The following is a 16,105-nucleotide window of genomic DNA, read 5'->3' as shown; positions in this document are numbered from 1 at the left end:
TTGTTAATGCTTCAAAAACTCAACTATAAAAAGTATCCCATACACCCACCCTGAATAAAGAAAAGTATAAAGCATCCCCCACTTCATACTCTCCAAAAGATCCCCCTTACTCCGGTTGGAATTCTTAAATACCAGCCGCAACGCCCGGAAGAAGATCCAATACAGCATACCGACAAATGCCAGCAACGACACGATCAATATATCGCCGATAAAAGCGAGCGCAAAAGCCAACACCACCGCCACGAACAACCAGAAGATTATCGCGATGATAATACCAAAGATATCGTCGCCGTCGGGCGTCGCATCTCCAAGGGTTAATCCTTCATAGAAAGTGGATGAATGTGCGGTGCTGGACTTTTTACCCCCGATAGAAGAATACTCTGATCGAAGAAATTTACTTTGATAAAGATCCGTAAGCTTCCCGACATCGTCCCTGATTTTTACCCCGCGGTATAACCCTATCACGGTAAAAGAAAAAAAAGTAATCGCCAGTACGGTAGTAGACATCATCGAATTCTCAAAGAACGTGCGATGATGCCCCAACCCCCAAAAGTAAACACTCAGGATTGTCAATACCACGACCAGTAAAGTCACAATGAATATGTTCCGCGCTCCGATGAGCCGGTAGGGACTTCGTTTGTGCATAAAGAGATAAGGTAGTTAGGGTAGAGCCTCTGTTAACGCCATAAAGCGTTATGATCTTTCCAACGGATAATTTTTCAAATGGTTTCAGATGGAGATGATATCCCAAATCGGGATATTGCAACGTCCGCATCCGATCATGCCTATCCGCCCATGAACAAGCGTGAAAACAAAAAACTGGTTTCCAGTCTAATTTCCCACTTGGCACTACTTTAGTATAAGGAACATCACCGGGAAGGCGTTTCCTGGACAACGAGCTTTAACCCGAATCAACCCCATGCTGTTTACAAACCTGAAAAGCGCCTGGCGCAATCTGCTCCGCCATCCTTTTTCATCCGCCATTAATATCGCGGGGCTGGCCACCGGCATCACCTGCTGTATATTCATTGCACTATACATCGTGTCTGAGCTGCAAGCCGACAGCATGCACGTTCACCGCGACGCCATCTTCCGCGTAAACTATCACAACCTTGAGTCCGGCCGCTCGGGCATGCTGACGGCCTACCCGTTAGGCACCGTACTACAAAGCGCCTACGGCGAAGTCGAAAAAGTTGTGCGCCTCGGCCAGGACAACGTATCCATCCGCGCCAACAACGACGCCTACTTTTTTGAAAAAGACTTCTATTGGGCCGACTCAACCTTCTTCGACGTCTTCAGTTATAAACTGCTGCAGGGAGATCCCGCCACAGCCCTGCAAAAGCCCAATAGCCTGGTCATGACCCAGGCTATGGCTGCTAAATACTTTGCGGGTGAAGACCCCATCGGCAAAGTCGTAGAGCTCAAGATCTACGACGGCGACCGCAAATTCGATTTTACAGTAACAGGCATTGTCGAAAACCCACCCCGCACAGCGTCGGTACAGTTTGAATTCCTGGCCCCGATGAGCACCGCCCTGAAGGTATACCCCCAGTTTGAAAGCTTCTGGGGCCTGCATTGGGTATATACATTCGTCCTGACGAACAATCCCGCTTCCTTCCAGGCTAAACAGGCCGGCACAACCACGTTCTTCAAAAAATACACAGGCGATAACGCCCCCAACGTGGCACTGGAGTTTCAGCCCCTTCATCGCATTCATCTGCACTCTGGCCATGTAGACAAGAATCTGAGCGATGGCATCAACAACATTTATGTCTTTGCCGCCATCGGCATCTTTATCTTCCTGTTGGCCTGCGTCAACTTCGTCAACCTCTCCACTGCGCGAGCCGAAGAACGGCGCAAAGAGATCGGGGTGCGCAAAGCGCTCGGAGCATTCCGCCCGCAACTGTTCGCGCAGTTTATGCTGGAAGCATTATTGACCGCCACCATCGTATTGATCATATCATTTGCCGCTACCACAGCCTTCCTGCCCCTGGCAGATGCTTATATCGACAGTACCACCATCATGCTGCCGGCGCTCACCTTGCCGCTGGCCTTTCTCGGCATCATGCTCCTGATCGCACTCTGCGCAGGATTGTATCCCGCGGTCTTCCTTTCCGCCTTTAACGCATTAGACGCGCTCAAGTCCCGCACAAGCCAGATACGCGGCACGTCCGTCAGCGTGCGGCAAGTATTGGTGGTATTTCAGTTTACAATCTCCATCGCCCTGATCGCCGGCACGCTGATCATCAACAAACAAGTCCACTACCTGAAGCAAGCCGACCTGGGCTTCACCGTCGACCAGCTCATCACCATACCGGTAGACGACCGGCAGATGCAAAAGAAGCTCATCGCCATTCGCGACTACATGGCCACAAGCCCCGGCATACAAAGTGCAGCCGTCAGCGGCGAGGGCTTTCCCGCCGCCATGAACTACGCCTACAATGTTTCATGGCAAGGCCTCCCCGCCGACGACCACCGCAGCATTTTCATTATCGCCATCGATGCCAACTACCTCAAGCTGCTGCAAGCCTCCTTCCTGGAAGGCCGTAACCTGTCACCCGATTTTATGACCGACGACTCTGCTTCGGTCATCATCAACGAAGCCGCTCGCCAATGGATGGGTGGTGGCGAGGTAGTGGGTAAAGAAATAACCCTGGGCACACAAAAACGTACCATCGTCGGCGTAGTAAAAGACATTCACCACTACTCGCTGCATCAAAAGGTAGCACCCATCGCCTACTTCCCGATCCCGCCCGGCGATCGGACCTGCCCCGACAACCTGGTGCTGCGCGTAACCGCTTCGTCATTGCCGGCCACATTGGCATCGCTCAAGGAAAAATGGGAGACACTCACACAAGACCGTCCCTTTGAATATCATTTTGTAGATCAGGGATTTGAAGAGACCTATGCGCAGGAAGAAAAATTCCTGATGCTCTTCCAGGTATTTTCGGCACTGGCCATTGTCATAGCCTGCCTCGGACTGATGGGCCTATCGTCATTCGTGGTAAACAAACGATCAAAAGAGATCGGGATACGCAAAGTATTGGGAGCATCCGCATCGCAGATTTTAGTCATGCTTACGCGTGGCTTTTCCCTGCCGATTGTAATTGCCTTCGTACTGGCGGCTCCCGTAATTTACTTTGGTATAACGCCCTGGCTCGACAAGTTCGCCTATCGCATCAGCGTTGACTGGCTCCTGATCATATTGGCGGGCCTATCGGCGTGGGGCGTGGCGTTTGCCTTCATCGGCATCCAATCGTGGAAAGCCGCCCGCGTCAACCCAGTCGAGACCCTGCGCGACGAGTAAACCCTGCCGCTACCGTTAAAACAGCGATTCGCCATTGGCGTCGGTGGTCAATACCTCGCTCACATGGTCAAAGAACGGACGGATGCTTTTATAGGTCTGATTGACCTGTTGCAGGAATGTGGGCGCCAGTACTTCCGCATCGGTAAACGAGCGTTCGAACCAGTATTGTTTGAACCGCAGCAAGTCGATTGCGGGATCATCGGCGGAGAAACCGCGGGGAGCAGTTTTCACCTGATCGCCTGCCATCTGGCCGAAGTTCGCTACAATGCCTTTTGATTTCAACAGCTTCTTCCAATCCGTATAGTTTATATTGATGTCTTCGCGGATACGCTTCAGGTCGTCGGCATTGGGGTTTCCGAACCCACAGCCCACACGCGAGGCCCCCGGCTTGATCCAGATGTAATACCCGCCGCGCAACAACGGTTTCGAGCGTCGCAGGTAGCCTGCAAAGCGGGGATTGTAAGGGGCCTTGTCCTGAGAGAATCGCACATCATTATAAATGCGATACAGGCTTTTCTTACCCGAAGGAGTTTCGAGTTGATCATGCGTATTCATTTTGGCAATGAGAGCATCCATAAAACCCTCGGCATTCTCTTTTGCCTGCTCATATTGATCACGGTGGGCATTAAACCAGTCGCGGTCGTTGTTGGTGGCCAGCTTCTTTAAAAAATCAAAGGTACTTTTCTGAAGGGAGGAGGTATTTGCGGGCATCTTACGAGTTGTTTTCACGCATCGATAACACCATCGACCTGAAAAAAGATCAGGCCCCGGTCAGTTCAACGGTGCGAAACCAATAATTAAAGAAGTTTGAGATCTTCTCATCCGTCGTGTGGAACAGGTCGGGCTTGATGACAAAGGACGCCGCGCCGGCGCTATAACAGGCGCGCATCGCCTCTGGGTTTTTGTTGCCGCTTAGCACGATCACCGGGATCGGAGCCGTCACGACATCCTGCTTCAGCGTTTGAATAAGCACCGGTGTTTTGACGGGACCGGCATACAGATTAACGAGTATCAATGCTGGCAATTTTTTCCACGGCCCACAGGCGTGAAGACAGGCCAGGAGCTGATCCGTATCGTGTACGAACTCGAGCTCTACAGGATAATTTCTTGCCTCAAAGAAATGTTTTACGATGTGCCGATCATCCAGATCGGGCTCCAGCATCAGGATGTAATCTTTCATAAGGGGAGGTTAAGCAGTGGCTTTCTTTTTGTTCAGAATGTAGACAGCACCGATCCCCAAGATACCACCAATAATAGAATGTATTTGTGGTATCTCGTTTAAAAAGATCCACGACCCCAGTGCCGCTGAAAAGGGCACCAGGAAGATAAAACTGCTGGCCTTGCTCGCACCGATCCTGGCCGTAGCCACAAAGTAAAACGTCGTGGCAAACGACGTTGTGATCGTAGCGCTAAAGAACAGGTTGCCCCAGAACGTAAGATCTGCCTTCTCCAGCACCGCACCCGCCGACACCGGGCCGGACAACGCAAACATCAGCACCGTGCTGACCGTATACATCCAGCAGCTAAACGTAACGGGCGATCCATACCGCCCCGCGCGCGACGTAACCAGACTAAGGAACGCCCACGACAAAGACGCCAGCAGGAAGTAGATATTACCGGCACTCCACAACGCAGAAGCGTCTGAGAACAACCGCAGCAAAATGATCCCGGCCAATCCGCCGATCGACAGGCCGATGGCCTCCTGGCGTGTAGGTTTGCGCCGGGCAATGATCAATGCCAGCGTATACGAAATGATGGGATTGAGCACCGTCACCAGCACACCGCCGGCGCCAGCCTTGCCCACCGAAAGACCTTTGAAAAAAAGATACGTATACAGAGAGATAAGCGCCGATGCCAGCAACAGGTCGCGCAGCCCTTCGCGCTTAACGCGTAAGGACTCCCGGGTAATTCCCAGGATCACCAGCAGCGAAACGAACGTAAGTGCGAACCTGTAAAATGAAATCGTTAGCGGACCAGCATAGAGCGATAATATCTTTCCCGAAGTCCAGCTAAATCCCCAGCACGTCATGCTGAGGATCATACCCAGCAGAAAGAGCCGCTGGCTGGACGATGTTTCCTCGTTCATAAAATCTCTTTTGAACGGGAAAGATAAGAAGAGAATCGACTACGCGATTGATTTTTTATACAATGTGAAGAACAGGAACGGCAGGAAGCCGAAAGCAAATACAAGTGCTCCCGTTATCAGCAACAGATCCGCGCCCGGCAAATGCATGATCTTAAAAATGCCGGCCATGCCTGCGGCAAGTGCAGCAACGACCCCGGTAAACGCTCGTAGCTTTTCTGGCAACGCTTTCGTTAGTATTATCTTAAAGCGGTCTATAGCCGACAGCGGTACGAAGACCAGCAAGAGTAATACAAAACCCACGGCAAAAAGTTCATCGGCGCCGGGCCAATGCATGAGCTTGAACATAACGCCCAGGGTGGTAGCAACCGCGCCCAGAAAGCCAGTAGTGTACATTATCTTCTTCATCGCTTTTATTCGATTATAGTTTAGTAGTCGTACCGTTTCATGTTCCAGTTGTTTCAGCCCATACGGTGCCAGGGTTAGTATGGCATGTCTCAGTTGAACATCAAAGCCTTCCCGCGTATGCTCCCAACTTTCTACCACGCAGCACAGATGATCCACGATATCGTCACGCAAGGACACACGCTCGATGCCACTCGCGTCTACTACCTGACGTATGTGCGCGATCTCTTGTTCGGTTAGTTTCATAGAGGCTTCAGTTGCGGGAAAACAATATTATTTAATGTCAGTATAAAGTCCTTTAACTCGTCAAAGTATGCAGCCTTTTCCTTCTGACCCTTCCTGGTCAGGAAATAATACTTCCGCACCCGTCCGCCGACCATCTCTTCTTTAAAAGACAACAACCCATCGGCCGTCATTTTCTGTAGGGCAGGATAAAGTGACCCGTCCTTTAATATGATCTTTCCTTCTGTAAGCTCTTTTACCTTCTGCGAGATCTCATACCCGTACATGCGCTCGTTTTCAGATAAAAGCTTTAACAGGATCGCAGAAAGCGTCCCTTTTAATAGTTCCTTCGAATACATAGAATAAAGATACATAGAAATACGAGGTATTGTCAAGAATAGTTACGAAAAATCGTATCATCCTTTCCGACTTTTGTATAAATCCCGGCCCGGGTGGTGCCACTAGCTTTGTCCTATCAAAATCATGAAAGACATGGCAAAGACAGTTTTTATTACAGGGGCCTCCAAGGGATTTGGTAAAATTTGGGCCGCTGCATTTCTGAAACGGGGTGACAAAGTAGTCGCCACGGCCCGCAACACAGAAGCCTTGAGCGACCTGGTCAAACAATATGGCGATGCAATCCTGCCGCTGAAGCTGGACGTAACCGATCGCGCCCAAACGTTCGCCGCCGTCAAAAAAGCAAAAGACCACTTCGGACGCATCGACGTCCTGATCAACAACGCCGGTTTTGGGCTCTTTGGCGCCGTAGAAGAAACAAGCGAGCAGGAAGCACGTGCCCAAATTGAAACCAACGTATTCGGACTCCTGTGGGTAACACAAGCCGTCCTGCCCATTATGCGTGCACAACGCAGCGGACACATCATACAAGTATCGAGTGTATTGGGCGTCGTTACGCTGCCCGTTCTCGGATTGTATAATGCCTCCAAGTTTGCTGTCGAAGGGTTGAGCGAAACGCTGGCCACCGAGGTCAAAGGCTTTGGCATCAACGTATCCCTCATTGAACCCAACGGTTTCACTACCGACTGGGGAGGCAGCTCGGCCGCACACACCACGCCGATGCCGGAATACGAACCCGTAAAGGCCGCCTTTCAGGCCAGCATGACGGAAACATCCTTCGGTAATCCGGAAGCCACCACCCAGGCCGTGCTGAAATTGGTCGACAGCGCCAACCCACCATTGCGGTTGTTCCTGGGTAAAGTAGCCTATCCGTTTGCAAAAGCCGTATATGCCGAGCGCCTGGCTACCTGGGAAGCGTGGAACGAAGTCGCTGAAAAAGCACACGGCGTATAAACTAAAAGACAAGATTCTCGGTTTTATGCAAGTTGGTCGCCCCTGGTTGATGTGGTTCTCCAGGGGCGTATCACCGTCACGTAATCCTGCCTGCATGAAACACTTTAAGAGTCTGGGAGCCCTGCACGCCGAATATGGCTTCAAGCCGCCCGCCCATCCACTCCTCGCATTGTACCGATGTAACCAGCAATGCTCGATCGGAGGCAGTGAGTTTACCACGGATTTTTACAACATCGGGTTTAAAAAGCTAAAAGCAGGTGTATTCCTCTACGGCAGAACCCGCTACGATCATGACAACGGCACCATGTCGTTTGTCAAGCCGCGCCAGGTCATAGAAATGAGGAACCTCGAAATGGAAGAAGATGGATTTATCATTTCCTTTCACGAAGATTTTCTCAACGGCCATGCGCTACACGCCGAGATCAAAAAATATAGCTTCTTCGAATACGAATCGAACGAAGCCCTGCATCTCACCGCCCAGGAAGAACGTATCATCTGGGACCTCTACGAAAAGATCGCCCTCGAGTATTCCCAGCATCTGGACGACTTCAGCCGCGACATCATTCTGACACACATCGATTCTATTCTGAAATACTCTCATCGTTTTTATAAACGTCAGTTCATTCATCGGGTAGGAGCGTCCGGCAAGTTTGTATCAAAGTTCAATGAAAGCCTCGCCAGTTACTTTGCGAACGGCCACCTGCAAGAGAAAGGACTGCCCACTGTCAAGCTGATGGCCGACACGCTGCACCTGTCGCCGCGGTACCTCAGTGACGTTCTTAAACAAGAAACGGGTAAGACTGCTCTGGAATTGATACACCTCTTCCTGATGTCGGAAGCCAAAAACCTGTTGACGTCCTCCGATACCAGCGTCTCGGAAATAGCCTATACCCTCGGGTTCGAAAACCTGCCTTATTTCTCGCGGTTGTTTAAGAAGGAAGTAGGGATTACACCGGTGCAGTACAAAAAGCACAGCCTGACGCTGGCCTGATTGCCTCGTTTATATGTAAACACGTTTTACTTATAGAATCCGCTGTTTCTTCCGTAGGATGACGGCCGATTGTTATCTTTAAACAACAATCCCCGCACGTATGACAGACGAAGAATTGATGAGCATCGCCGCCCAGCTCAAGGGCCCACACGGCGCGAAGGGCATAGACATGGCCGCGATGATGCACGAAACCAATATCGGTATGACGCTGAGCGCGATCGAATCGCTGGCGATTGCCGACCACGATACAATTCTCGAACTAGGCCATGGCAACGCCGGCCACCTTTCGCACATACTTGACAAACACCCCTCAGTGCAATATCACGGTCTGGAAACTTCCACATTGATGCACGACGAGGCCAAATCTTCAAATCAGGCGTATACCGTGAGGGGTCGGGCAACGTTTTATCTATATGACGGCATGGATGTTCCTTTCGAAGAAAATACATTTGACAAAATATTTACAGTCAACACGCTTTATTTCTGGGTAAAGCCCGTGGAGCTGCTATCATCATTATACCGGATACTCAAGCCCGGTGGCAAGCTCAGCATTACCTTCGCACAAAGAAGCTTCATGGAGACGTTGCCGTTTACCCGCTTTGGCTTCGAGCTGTACGATACAGAAAAAGCAAAAACACTGGTCGCGCAAACAGCCTTTGTAATCGTGGGCGTCCGCTCAAAAACAGAGAAGGTAAAAAACAAAATGGGCGAACTGGTAGACCGCGAGTATACCACGCTGACAGTTACAAAACTTTAAGCTCGATAAGGCGCCTAGAGCGGCCAGGGATCATTAAACGTTCCGCCGTCCAAATAATGCCCTACCTCGCTATCATCACAAAGACATTGTTCCAGGTCATGGGTAATACGAGCCATATCCAGCGCCTGACCGATGATCACCAGTTCATTCAGACGGTCACCCCAGGTGGCATGCCATTTCTTTCGCAGCGCAAGTTCATTCTCCTGGTAAGCAGGGTGCTTTGCCCGCGCCGCCCGCGGTACAGATGCCCACCACTTGCCATACATTTCAGCTTTGGAAGAACCACCTGCCTGGCTCCACAGTAACGCATCGTCGGCACGTGAAGCCATCCAGAAGATGCCTTTGCTCCGAAGGACATTACCCGGCCACGCATGCTGAATGTAATGCCAGAACCTGTCGGGATGAAACGGCCTGTGATCGCGAAACACAAACGAGCTGATGCCATACTCTTCCGTCTCTGGCGTGTGCACATTGTTCAGGGCACGAATCCAACCGGCATCCTGCGAAGCCTTTTCGAAATCAAACAGCCCGGTATGAAAGATGTCCTGAGGGTTTACCGTTCCGAACGACGTGTGAATGATCCGTGCTCCGGGATTTAAACGGGTAAGAATGCCTTTCACCAGCGCGAGGTCCGGAGCCGACACAAGATCGGTTTTATTCAGAACAATGACATTGGCGAACTCAATCTGCTCGGTTAGTAACCCGACAATGCTTCGGTTGTCTTCATCGTCGTCAGTCATGTGGCGCTCTTGAACAGTATCAGCACTGCCAAAATCTTTCAGGAAATTACAGGCATCAACTACCGTTACGAGTGTGTCGAGCCGTGTCATGGATGACAGATCATGGGTCGGATCACCGGTTTCAAATGTAAATGTCTGTGCCACCGGTATAGGTTCGGAGATTCCCGTGCTTTCAATAAGAAGGTAGTCAAAGGTACGTTGCCGGGCCAGAACACTGACTTCGCGGATCAGGTCGTCACGCAAGGTGCAGCAAATACAACCGTTGCTCATCTCGACCAGCCGCTCCTCCGTACGCGAAAGCTTGATCTCATTCCTGACCAGGCGGGCATCGATGTTGATCTCGCTCATGTCGTTAACGATCACGGCCACTTTCAAGCCCGCACGATTGTGCAGCACGTGGTTTAGTAAGGTGGTCTTGCCCGCGCCTAAGAAACCGCTGAGCACGGTCACCGGTAATTTTCGGGATTTGAATATATTTATCATATCAGTGTTGAAATGGATATCAGGGTGTTATCAATTCGGCGTCTTTCAGAATAAAGTTCATGTGGTTAACATCGTCTGCATTGAGCATAAGCCTACCCGAAACCTGTAATACTTCGTCAGTCTTGAAGCGTGGTGGTTTGTTCCGAAAATGGATCTCTGCTACCGACTCGGGACCCGCGCCACCGCAGAAAAAACAAGCTGAATACGGAAACTTTGAAAGAACGATAACGTTCTTCTCTTCCAGGTCCAGCGGCATGTAATGCCCTTTCAGTAAAATTTCCTGATTTTTATACTGCTGTATGCGCGTATCGAAAAAGGGCACCAGGAAATATTCGTTGTACTCTTTAAAGAAGCGTTGCGTATATTTCACCTGGCTGAACAACGCCCATCCATTGGTCACCGGTGGAAGATCCTGCCCCCTGGTAATCAAGCCGGTGCAAAGACACAAAAGCATACCCAGCCATGCCAGCCCTGCACGGCGTTGAAACCATATCCTCATACGTCACAATCAGATTATATAATGCGTAGCAAATATATGTGCAACAGTGTTGCAATTGCAAAGACGTTCCTGTAATTTTGTTTTGTATCTTATTTGCCAGGGAAGAATCAATGGACAGTCGTCCAATTGACAGGCAGGAATATGCGCGCCTATGAACTATAAAATAAATCGATCGTTAACATTCGGCCTGGTGCTAATGACCGCCTGCCGTGGCGGCCGGGGTAATGAAGTTGTTATGGAAGAAGCCGCACGCGTACATAACGAAACAATGACACTGGCAGTTGCCGTGGAACAGAGAATAAAGAAGTATGAATCAGATACTATACAAGGCATCTCAAACGATTCGATAGCCCACTGGAGAAAACTCTTTGAGGCTTGGGAGGAAGATGTCGTCGAAGTTCCCGGTAACGAAGCACACCATGTACATGCGGATAATGATCACCATCATCATCACGATCATACACCGGCCGATGTAACGGCCGAGCAAATGTTGGAAATCCAACAAGCGCTGGCAAGACGCATGACCGACCTCTCACAACGGGTGCATCCCTGATAAATGCCGCATAGCCAAAAGGCCTCTGCCCGGGTAGAAAGCCCGGGCAGGGTAGGATTGTTACAGAAGGTCGTTTCTATTCACCAGTGGCACTTTGTTCACGGTACCGTTAAAATCACCCTTGTCCAGGGTGTGTACATTTACTACAGTATGGAAGCGATTTTCGTCCGAACGAGGTTGGATCGACACGGCGCTCCCTTCCAGGGCCATCGGGCTGTTGTTAAAAGAAACGCTCAACAACACATTCTGGTCACTGACAGCGTCCGAATGATAATTGTAGTCAGCTGATCGCTTGCCGATCAACAGCTCCAGCGAGTCTTGCGACGTAAACCGGTAGTGTAACAAGTGCGTGCCATTCTCCAGGGTGGTTAGATAGGCTGACTCGATCGTGTAGGTCGCCTTGGGACCGGCGTTCTGCTGATCGATCGTACCTTCGGCCTTCGCAATGGCATCAACCCCGGCGTGGTCAACACCCCAATAAGAACCATCCTGGTCATCGCTGCAAGCCACGGCAAACACAACGCAAAGGGTAGTAGCTAAAAATCCTGCTCTCATGAGTTTAATAAGTTTTGACTGTATGCGTCAAAAATGCTTTCTATAAACGTCATGGATGGCGTGATTTCGACGATCCTACATTAAGAGGGCTTAAGCAACCAAACCTGCGGGATAGACCTATCGTTCTGCCGTACTTCTGCGATGCCGCATAGTAGCCGGCGCCACGCCAAAGTGCTCGTCTACGATGTTCAGCTCCATCTCCCGCAAGGCCACTCGTATCAGCGCCATGTGGTGTATGGCATGTTCGGTATTATACATCACTTCGCGCGAGTAGAAGGAGGGCACAAGCTTCACTGGCCAGGCTGTCTGCGCCAACCACAAAGGCTTATCCGGTAACTCCAGGCGGTTAGCAAGGTCTTCGGCCAGTGCCAATGCTGTGTCGGGGTCTTGTTCTAAAGAAAGATCGCGTTTGCGGGCATCGTAGTTTACATGACTGGTGGCATAGCCCTGCAACAGGCACTGCGTTAGCTCCAGAATGTGACGTACGTGTTGCCCGACGGTGGCGTGGCCCAGCATACGGGCGGGAAAGATGTATGCCGGGCGATCAATCTTTCGGAGGAGCCTTATCAGGTCGTGAAGAGGGTTGTAGGGTAGATGCTCTTCATGGGCAGGAGAGTATGTCATATCGTTAGTCTGGTGAGGAAAGTTCTGAGCGCCTGTCGGTGTAGTACCAACAAAGATACACATGATGCCAGAACAATAATAGCGTAAGCAAACAGTTGTCCACCGTCACCCTGCACCTCGATGCCCAGCACCGTCAGGTGTACCAGCAAGGCGCCCGACATGAGCCCAATGCCCAGCACGGCACCCAAGGGTACCGTAGCTGGAATGAGCAATAAGATAGAAGCTAATAGCTCCGCCACGCCCGTGGCAATACGACCCCAGGGCTCAATCCCCGCCTGGGTAAAAATGTAGACGGATTCGGGCTGGGCGGTAAACTTGAAGTAAAGCGTTTGCAGCATAATGCCTGCCGCAATAAGGCGCAATCCCCACGATAAAATATGTTTAGTATGCATGACAGTAGCGTGGTTAATGAACAATGCCAGCCCAATTCTTGTCGGCAGCGGCCTTCAGTTTGGCCTCATCCTGATTCCATTTGGGCAATGTGTTATTGAAATAAGCATTGTAGAAGAGATAGAGTTTGCCATCCAGAACTTTGAAGGTTTCCGGATCGACTTCTACCTTTTCACCTTTAGCCCCCATGGCATAAGCGCACCAGCCACCATACTGAGGTACATAACGTGCCGGTTCTTTCTGGAACAAGGCCTTGTTGGCCGCAGACGACAAATAATAAGTTACACCTTCAACCTGCACGGCAAATTCCTTTTTGCCCGGCACAGCCTTTTGAACGGTAAAATAAGCGACAGGATCATAACCCTGTAAGGCAACATTGTTTTCAAGATTAAATTCTTTTGTGCGTGCATTGGTTTGCGCGTAAAGCGATGATGCGGCAAAAAATAGCGCCACCATCAGGAACATGGGTGTTCGGAACATATACATAAGTTTTATTGAATGTTTCTATTTTAAGGACGACCAGTAGGAGTCAGCCTTTTGGATGTAGGTCGTCGTATCTTTTATCCACGTGTCTTTCACCTCGTGGTTGTAATTGAGATATAGTTTATCGCCGACGATCGTAAATGCTGTAGGATCTGTCGGAGCCTTATAATTGCGGCTGGCACCAAAGGCGCAATACCCCCCATATTGCGGGGCGTACCGCTCAGGATCTTTGCGGAAGGTATCCAGCGAAGCCTGGCTTTGAAAGTACCACGTAGTGCCACGCCACGTATGGTGGAAGGCTTCTTTGCCGGCCACAGCGGCATGGTCGGTAAAGTAAGCTACGGCATCATAGCCGTCGATTGCCACACCCTTCTTGGCATACACGTCTTTTTCTTGCGCCGGGCTGCAGCCGATGGCAATGACAACCAGTACGAGTGATAATATGGTTTTCATGGTCCGTTTGTTTGATGGTTGAATTTCTTTCTGCCACCATAGACGGACGGGCTGTACGAACCTTACAACGGTTTCTTAAAAAAATAAGGAAGAAAATGATCGAATGCCGGGTTAGAAAGGCGTGCTAGTGCAAAGATTCTAGCTCTTTGCGGATCAGTTCCCGCCGTTCGGCCGACAGCGCATGCGGCGGGCGTTGTTGCCATTCCTGGTACATTTTCTGGCCCGCTTGCGTGATAAGATGAGATTGCTGAATAAAATTCCGACAGGGATCACACCGCAATAAATGATACCACAGTTTAAAGCGCTCCCACCATGAAGCAGCCCCCGCTTCTTTTTTCAACGAAAGAAGCGTTGCCTGTTTGCAGTTGTAGACCGTCTTCTTAAAAAGGTAGATCGCCATGGAGTTGCCTTATCGTAAGAACCAGTTCTTTTCCAGACAGCTTCGTATCAATACTTTAGCCCGGTGCAGAATGACCCAATAATTAGACGAAGAAAGTGCGTGATCCTTACAGATCGAGTCCGCATCCTGATCTTCCAGGAAACGAGCAATAAAGACGGGTACCAGCCGAGGTGGCATTTTTTGAATGCACTGTTGCATAACCTGCTGAAACTCTTGCTGATCGATCGTGGCGTCAGCACCCTCGTGCCACGGCTCGGGCGCACTGGCATCCAGCCAGTGGCCGTTGTCCTTCTCAAAAAAATGTTCTGTAAAGCCGTCCTCTGTCCCGGCCAGGTACTCAACCGTGTTTTTCAAAACATCTCTTTTGCGGTAGTGATCGATGATTTTGTGTGTTAGGATCGAGGTAAGCCAGGTCTTTACAGAGCTTTGCTGACGAAAGGAGCCGTGTGCCTGAATGGCCGCCACAAGCGTTTCCTGCACCAGGTCTTCCGCCGTCTCGCGGTGGCTCACCCTCGTAAAGGCCAATGAATAGAGATAGTCACCATACAGGTCAAGCCAGCGCGCGGGCATCTCGTTGCCGGATGCAGAGTCCATATCCATATTCAGCCGCATTTAATAATCTTCTAATAGCCCCAGGGCCTTTCGGCACCTAAATAAATACTCTTTTATCCGATCCTCCTAAGATTAAACCATTTTCTGCCATCTGCCTGCCCGGCAGTAATAGTGAGCGCCGCAGGGGTATTTTTCCAGCCCGACATTTTATCCCTAACACAGGCGGTTTGAATTCTGCAAGTATCCCTTTCATTGCCGCAAGGCCGCCCCGCACCCGGCCCGCTACCTTTGAATCACCAAAGCAGCTGCCGTGGTAACACTAAAACATTTAAAAAGAACATGAAAACAAAAGTATGGTTTGTAACAGGAGCCTCTAAAGGATTAGGGCTCGCGTTGGTGCATGCATTATTACACAAGGGCTACCAGGTAGCGGCTACGTCGCGTAAGCTGGCCGAGCTCAAAGCGGCCGTGCCGCAGGGGCGTGCAGATGCCTTTTTGCCACTGGAGGTCGATCTGTTGAAAGAAGATAGCGTACGTCAGGCGATCGATGCCACGCGCGCCAGGTTCGGTCAGATAGATGTCGTGGTGAACAATGCCGGTTATGGCTTAGCAGGTGGTCTTGAAGAGTTGAGCGATGCCGAGGCACGCGCGAACTTTGACGTGAACGTATTCGGCGCACTGAACGTCATTCGCCAGGCCTTGCCGCATCTCCGTGCACAGCGATCGGGTCACATCTTTAACATCGCTTCGGTCGCTGGCTTTACCGGGGGCTTTGCCGGCTTCGGTATCTATTGCTCTACCAAGTTTGCCATGCACGGCTTTACAGAGGCGCTTGAGGATGAGATAAAAGAGTTCGGCATCCGCGCTACCGTTGTGTCGCCCGGCTACTTCCGTACGAACTTCCTGGAATCTTCATCGCTGGTAGTGCCGCAGCATCCCATCGAGGATTACAAGGCGGTGCGCAAAATGCAATCATTGCATGAAGGCAGCATAAACGGCAATCAGGCCGGCGATCCCGTCAAAGCCGCCGAGGTGCTGATTCGTGTGGCCGAGCAAGCCGAGCCGGTGCTGCACCTGTTCCTGGGGCCGGACGCCTACGACATGGTCGAGAAGAAAATAGAGAAAGTGAGGAAAGAGATGGAAGCTGTCCGCGACCTGGCAACAGCCACAAACCTGGACAAATAGATTGTCCTTCAGAAGCCCTGGCGCCCGACACAGCGCCGGGGCTTTTTTTACCCATCCATGTCAACTATACAGTTCCAGAACGGTGGCGAAGGAAGCAACCGTTGAAAAATAT

21 protein-coding genes are annotated in these 16,105 nt (G+C 50.7%); 6 read left to right on the top strand and 15 right to left on the bottom strand.

The window, feature by feature from the left end; all coding sequences use genetic code 11:
* Positions 1 to 3 precede the first annotated feature (3 nt).
* Positions 4 to 645 (bottom strand): hypothetical protein, encoded by a 642-nt coding sequence (locus tag KK078_RS15770; RefSeq protein WP_254091255.1) that lies wholly within the window; start codon positions 643 to 645, stop codon positions 4 to 6.
* Positions 646 to 919: 274 nt separating this feature from the next.
* On the opposite strand from KK078_RS15770, the gene KK078_RS15765 reads away from it, so the two are divergent.
* The gene (locus tag KK078_RS15765; protein WP_254091254.1) at positions 920 to 3,307 is read left to right on the top strand and encodes an ABC transporter permease; all 2,388 of its coding nucleotides are present in this window, start codon (positions 920 to 922) and stop codon (positions 3,305 to 3,307) included.
* Between the two features lie 15 nt (positions 3,308 to 3,322).
* On the opposite strand, the gene KK078_RS15760 is transcribed toward KK078_RS15765, so the two are convergent.
* Genes KK078_RS15760 through KK078_RS15740 form a run of 5 tightly spaced genes read right to left on the bottom strand, consistent with a single transcriptional unit; the run spans position 3,323 to position 6,391 of the window.
* On the bottom strand, positions 3,323 to 4,018 hold the full coding sequence (locus KK078_RS15760; RefSeq protein WP_254091253.1) for a DUF2461 domain-containing protein: 696 nt from the start codon (positions 4,016 to 4,018) through the stop codon (positions 3,323 to 3,325).
* A gap of 49 nt (positions 4,019 to 4,067) precedes the next feature.
* Positions 4,068 to 4,487 (bottom strand): response regulator, encoded by a 420-nt coding sequence (locus KK078_RS15755; protein ID WP_254091252.1) that lies wholly within the window; start codon positions 4,485 to 4,487, stop codon positions 4,068 to 4,070.
* Positions 4,488 to 4,496: 9 nt separating this feature from the next.
* On the bottom strand, positions 4,497 to 5,393 hold the full coding sequence (locus KK078_RS15750) for a DMT family transporter (RefSeq protein ID WP_254091251.1): 897 nt from the start codon (positions 5,391 to 5,393) through the stop codon (positions 4,497 to 4,499).
* 39 nt (positions 5,394 to 5,432) lie between these two features.
* Positions 5,433 to 6,041 (bottom strand): GldL-related protein, encoded by a 609-nt coding sequence (locus KK078_RS15745; protein ID WP_254091250.1) that lies wholly within the window; start codon positions 6,039 to 6,041, stop codon positions 5,433 to 5,435.
* A complete protein-coding gene (locus KK078_RS15740; protein WP_394370568.1) occupies positions 6,038 to 6,391 on the bottom strand; it encodes a PadR family transcriptional regulator in 354 nt (117 codons plus the stop codon). The genes KK078_RS15745 and KK078_RS15740 overlap by 4 nt, the downstream gene beginning before the upstream one ends.
* A 118-nt stretch (positions 6,392 to 6,509) precedes the next feature.
* Between KK078_RS15740 and KK078_RS15735 the strand changes: the two genes are divergently transcribed.
* The 3 genes from KK078_RS15735 (at position 6,510) to KK078_RS15725 (ending at position 9,076) form a co-directional block, all read left to right on the top strand.
* Positions 6,510 to 7,328 (top strand): SDR family oxidoreductase, encoded by an 819-nt coding sequence (locus KK078_RS15735; RefSeq protein WP_254091249.1) that lies wholly within the window; start codon positions 6,510 to 6,512, stop codon positions 7,326 to 7,328.
* A 94-nt stretch (positions 7,329 to 7,422) separates the two neighbouring features.
* Positions 7,423 to 8,319 carry a helix-turn-helix domain-containing protein gene (locus KK078_RS15730; RefSeq protein ID WP_254091248.1) on the top strand — a complete coding sequence of 299 codons (897 nt, stop codon included), beginning with the start codon at positions 7,423 to 7,425 and terminating at the stop codon, positions 8,317 to 8,319.
* A 100-nt stretch (positions 8,320 to 8,419) separates the two neighbouring features.
* Positions 8,420 to 9,076 carry a class I SAM-dependent methyltransferase gene (locus tag KK078_RS15725; protein ID WP_254091247.1) on the top strand — a complete coding sequence of 219 codons (657 nt, stop codon included), beginning with the start codon at positions 8,420 to 8,422 and terminating at the stop codon, positions 9,074 to 9,076.
* Positions 9,077 to 9,090: 14 nt separating this feature from the next.
* Here KK078_RS15725 and KK078_RS15720 read toward each other — a convergent pair whose 3' ends face one another.
* Together KK078_RS15720 and KK078_RS15715 are read right to left on the bottom strand one after the other, a co-directional pair.
* Complete coding sequence (locus KK078_RS15720; protein WP_254091246.1) at positions 9,091 to 10,299, bottom strand: GTP-binding protein; 1,209 nt, start codon at positions 10,297 to 10,299, stop codon at positions 9,091 to 9,093.
* A gap of 19 nt (positions 10,300 to 10,318) precedes the next feature.
* Positions 10,319 to 10,798: a DUF3299 domain-containing protein gene (locus KK078_RS15715; protein WP_254091245.1), complete on the bottom strand. Its 480-nt coding sequence runs from the start codon at positions 10,796 to 10,798 to the stop codon at positions 10,319 to 10,321.
* A 151-nt stretch (positions 10,799 to 10,949) separates the two neighbouring features.
* Between KK078_RS15715 and KK078_RS15710 the strand changes: the two genes are divergently transcribed.
* Positions 10,950 to 11,351 carry a hypothetical protein gene (locus tag KK078_RS15710; protein ID WP_254091244.1) on the top strand — a complete coding sequence of 134 codons (402 nt, stop codon included), beginning with the start codon at positions 10,950 to 10,952 and terminating at the stop codon, positions 11,349 to 11,351.
* Between the two features lie 60 nt (positions 11,352 to 11,411).
* On the opposite strand, the gene KK078_RS15705 is transcribed toward KK078_RS15710, so the two are convergent.
* The 7 genes from KK078_RS15705 to KK078_RS15675 all read right to left on the bottom strand — a co-directional run bounded on the left by KK078_RS15705 (position 11,412) and on the right by KK078_RS15675 (position 14,856).
* Entirely contained in the window at positions 11,412 to 11,906 is a 495-nt protein-coding gene (locus KK078_RS15705) for a hypothetical protein (RefSeq protein WP_254091243.1), read from the bottom strand.
* 117 nt (positions 11,907 to 12,023) lie between these two features.
* On the bottom strand, positions 12,024 to 12,530 hold the full coding sequence (locus KK078_RS15700) for a DinB family protein (RefSeq protein WP_254091242.1): 507 nt from the start codon (positions 12,528 to 12,530) through the stop codon (positions 12,024 to 12,026).
* Entirely contained in the window at positions 12,527 to 12,922 is a 396-nt protein-coding gene (locus KK078_RS15695) for a DoxX family protein (protein WP_254091241.1), read from the bottom strand. The genes KK078_RS15700 and KK078_RS15695 overlap by 4 nt, the downstream gene beginning before the upstream one ends.
* A 13-nt stretch (positions 12,923 to 12,935) precedes the next feature.
* Complete coding sequence (locus KK078_RS15690) at positions 12,936 to 13,400, bottom strand: YHS domain-containing (seleno)protein (protein ID WP_254091240.1); 465 nt, start codon at positions 13,398 to 13,400, stop codon at positions 12,936 to 12,938.
* A gap of 24 nt (positions 13,401 to 13,424) precedes the next feature.
* On the bottom strand, positions 13,425 to 13,856 hold the full coding sequence (locus tag KK078_RS15685) for a YHS domain-containing (seleno)protein (RefSeq protein WP_254091239.1): 432 nt from the start codon (positions 13,854 to 13,856) through the stop codon (positions 13,425 to 13,427).
* A gap of 124 nt (positions 13,857 to 13,980) precedes the next feature.
* Positions 13,981 to 14,256, bottom strand: a complete 276-nt coding sequence (locus tag KK078_RS15680; protein WP_254091238.1) for a hypothetical protein — start codon at positions 14,254 to 14,256, stop codon at positions 13,981 to 13,983.
* A gap of 9 nt (positions 14,257 to 14,265) precedes the next feature.
* Complete coding sequence (locus tag KK078_RS15675; RefSeq protein ID WP_254091237.1) at positions 14,266 to 14,856, bottom strand: sigma-70 family RNA polymerase sigma factor; 591 nt, start codon at positions 14,854 to 14,856, stop codon at positions 14,266 to 14,268.
* Between the two features lie 291 nt (positions 14,857 to 15,147).
* On the opposite strand from KK078_RS15675, the gene KK078_RS15670 reads away from it, so the two are divergent.
* Positions 15,148 to 15,993, top strand: a complete 846-nt coding sequence (locus KK078_RS15670) for an SDR family oxidoreductase (RefSeq protein ID WP_254091236.1) — start codon at positions 15,148 to 15,150, stop codon at positions 15,991 to 15,993.
* The last annotated feature ends 112 nt before the right edge of the window (positions 15,994 to 16,105 follow it).

The organism is Dawidia soli, assembly GCF_018598185.1.
GTDB lineage: Bacteria > Bacteroidota > Bacteroidia > Cytophagales > Cyclobacteriaceae > Ohtaekwangia > Ohtaekwangia soli.
Note: the sequence above shows the minus strand (reverse complement) of the source record. Positions and strands in the feature narration are given on the sequence as shown.

Coding starts and splice junctions, on each gene's coding strand:
- KK078_RS15745 (WP_254091250.1), bottom strand. CDS start 6,041: ATGAAACTAACCGAACAAGAGATCGCGCACATACGTCAGGTAGTAGAC.
- KK078_RS15765 (WP_254091254.1), top strand. CDS start 920: ATGCTGTTTACAAACCTGAAAAGCGCCTGGCGCAATCTGCTCCGCCAT.
- KK078_RS15740 (WP_394370568.1), bottom strand. CDS start 6,391: ATGTATCTTTATTCTATGTATTCGAAGGAACTATTAAAAGGGACGCTT.
- KK078_RS15735 (WP_254091249.1), top strand. CDS start 6,510: ATGGCAAAGACAGTTTTTATTACAGGGGCCTCCAAGGGATTTGGTAAA.
- KK078_RS15690 (WP_254091240.1), bottom strand. CDS start 13,400: ATGTTCCGAACACCCATGTTCCTGATGGTGGCGCTATTTTTTGCCGCA.
- KK078_RS15730 (WP_254091248.1), top strand. CDS start 7,423: ATGAAACACTTTAAGAGTCTGGGAGCCCTGCACGCCGAATATGGCTTC.
- KK078_RS15715 (WP_254091245.1), bottom strand. CDS start 10,798: ATGAGGATATGGTTTCAACGCCGTGCAGGGCTGGCATGGCTGGGTATG.
- KK078_RS15685 (WP_254091239.1), bottom strand. CDS start 13,856: ATGAAAACCATATTATCACTCGTACTGGTTGTCATTGCCATCGGCTGC.
- KK078_RS15725 (WP_254091247.1), top strand. CDS start 8,420: ATGACAGACGAAGAATTGATGAGCATCGCCGCCCAGCTCAAGGGCCCA.
- KK078_RS15675 (WP_254091237.1), bottom strand. CDS start 14,856: ATGGATATGGACTCTGCATCCGGCAACGAGATGCCCGCGCGCTGGCTT.
- KK078_RS15710 (WP_254091244.1), top strand. CDS start 10,950: ATGAACTATAAAATAAATCGATCGTTAACATTCGGCCTGGTGCTAATG.
- KK078_RS15760 (WP_254091253.1), bottom strand. CDS start 4,018: ATGCCCGCAAATACCTCCTCCCTTCAGAAAAGTACCTTTGATTTTTTA.
- KK078_RS15770 (WP_254091255.1), bottom strand. CDS start 645: ATGCACAAACGAAGTCCCTACCGGCTCATCGGAGCGCGGAACATATTC.
- KK078_RS15670 (WP_254091236.1), top strand. CDS start 15,148: ATGAAAACAAAAGTATGGTTTGTAACAGGAGCCTCTAAAGGATTAGGG.
- KK078_RS15720 (WP_254091246.1), bottom strand. CDS start 10,299: ATGATAAATATATTCAAATCCCGAAAATTACCGGTGACCGTGCTCAGC.
- KK078_RS15705 (WP_254091243.1), bottom strand. CDS start 11,906: ATGAGAGCAGGATTTTTAGCTACTACCCTTTGCGTTGTGTTTGCCGTG.
- KK078_RS15680 (WP_254091238.1), bottom strand. CDS start 14,256: ATGGCGATCTACCTTTTTAAGAAGACGGTCTACAACTGCAAACAGGCA.
- KK078_RS15695 (WP_254091241.1), bottom strand. CDS start 12,922: ATGCATACTAAACATATTTTATCGTGGGGATTGCGCCTTATTGCGGCA.
- KK078_RS15700 (WP_254091242.1), bottom strand. CDS start 12,530: ATGACATACTCTCCTGCCCATGAAGAGCATCTACCCTACAACCCTCTT.
- KK078_RS15750 (WP_254091251.1), bottom strand. CDS start 5,393: ATGAACGAGGAAACATCGTCCAGCCAGCGGCTCTTTCTGCTGGGTATG.
- KK078_RS15755 (WP_254091252.1), bottom strand. CDS start 4,487: ATGAAAGATTACATCCTGATGCTGGAGCCCGATCTGGATGATCGGCAC.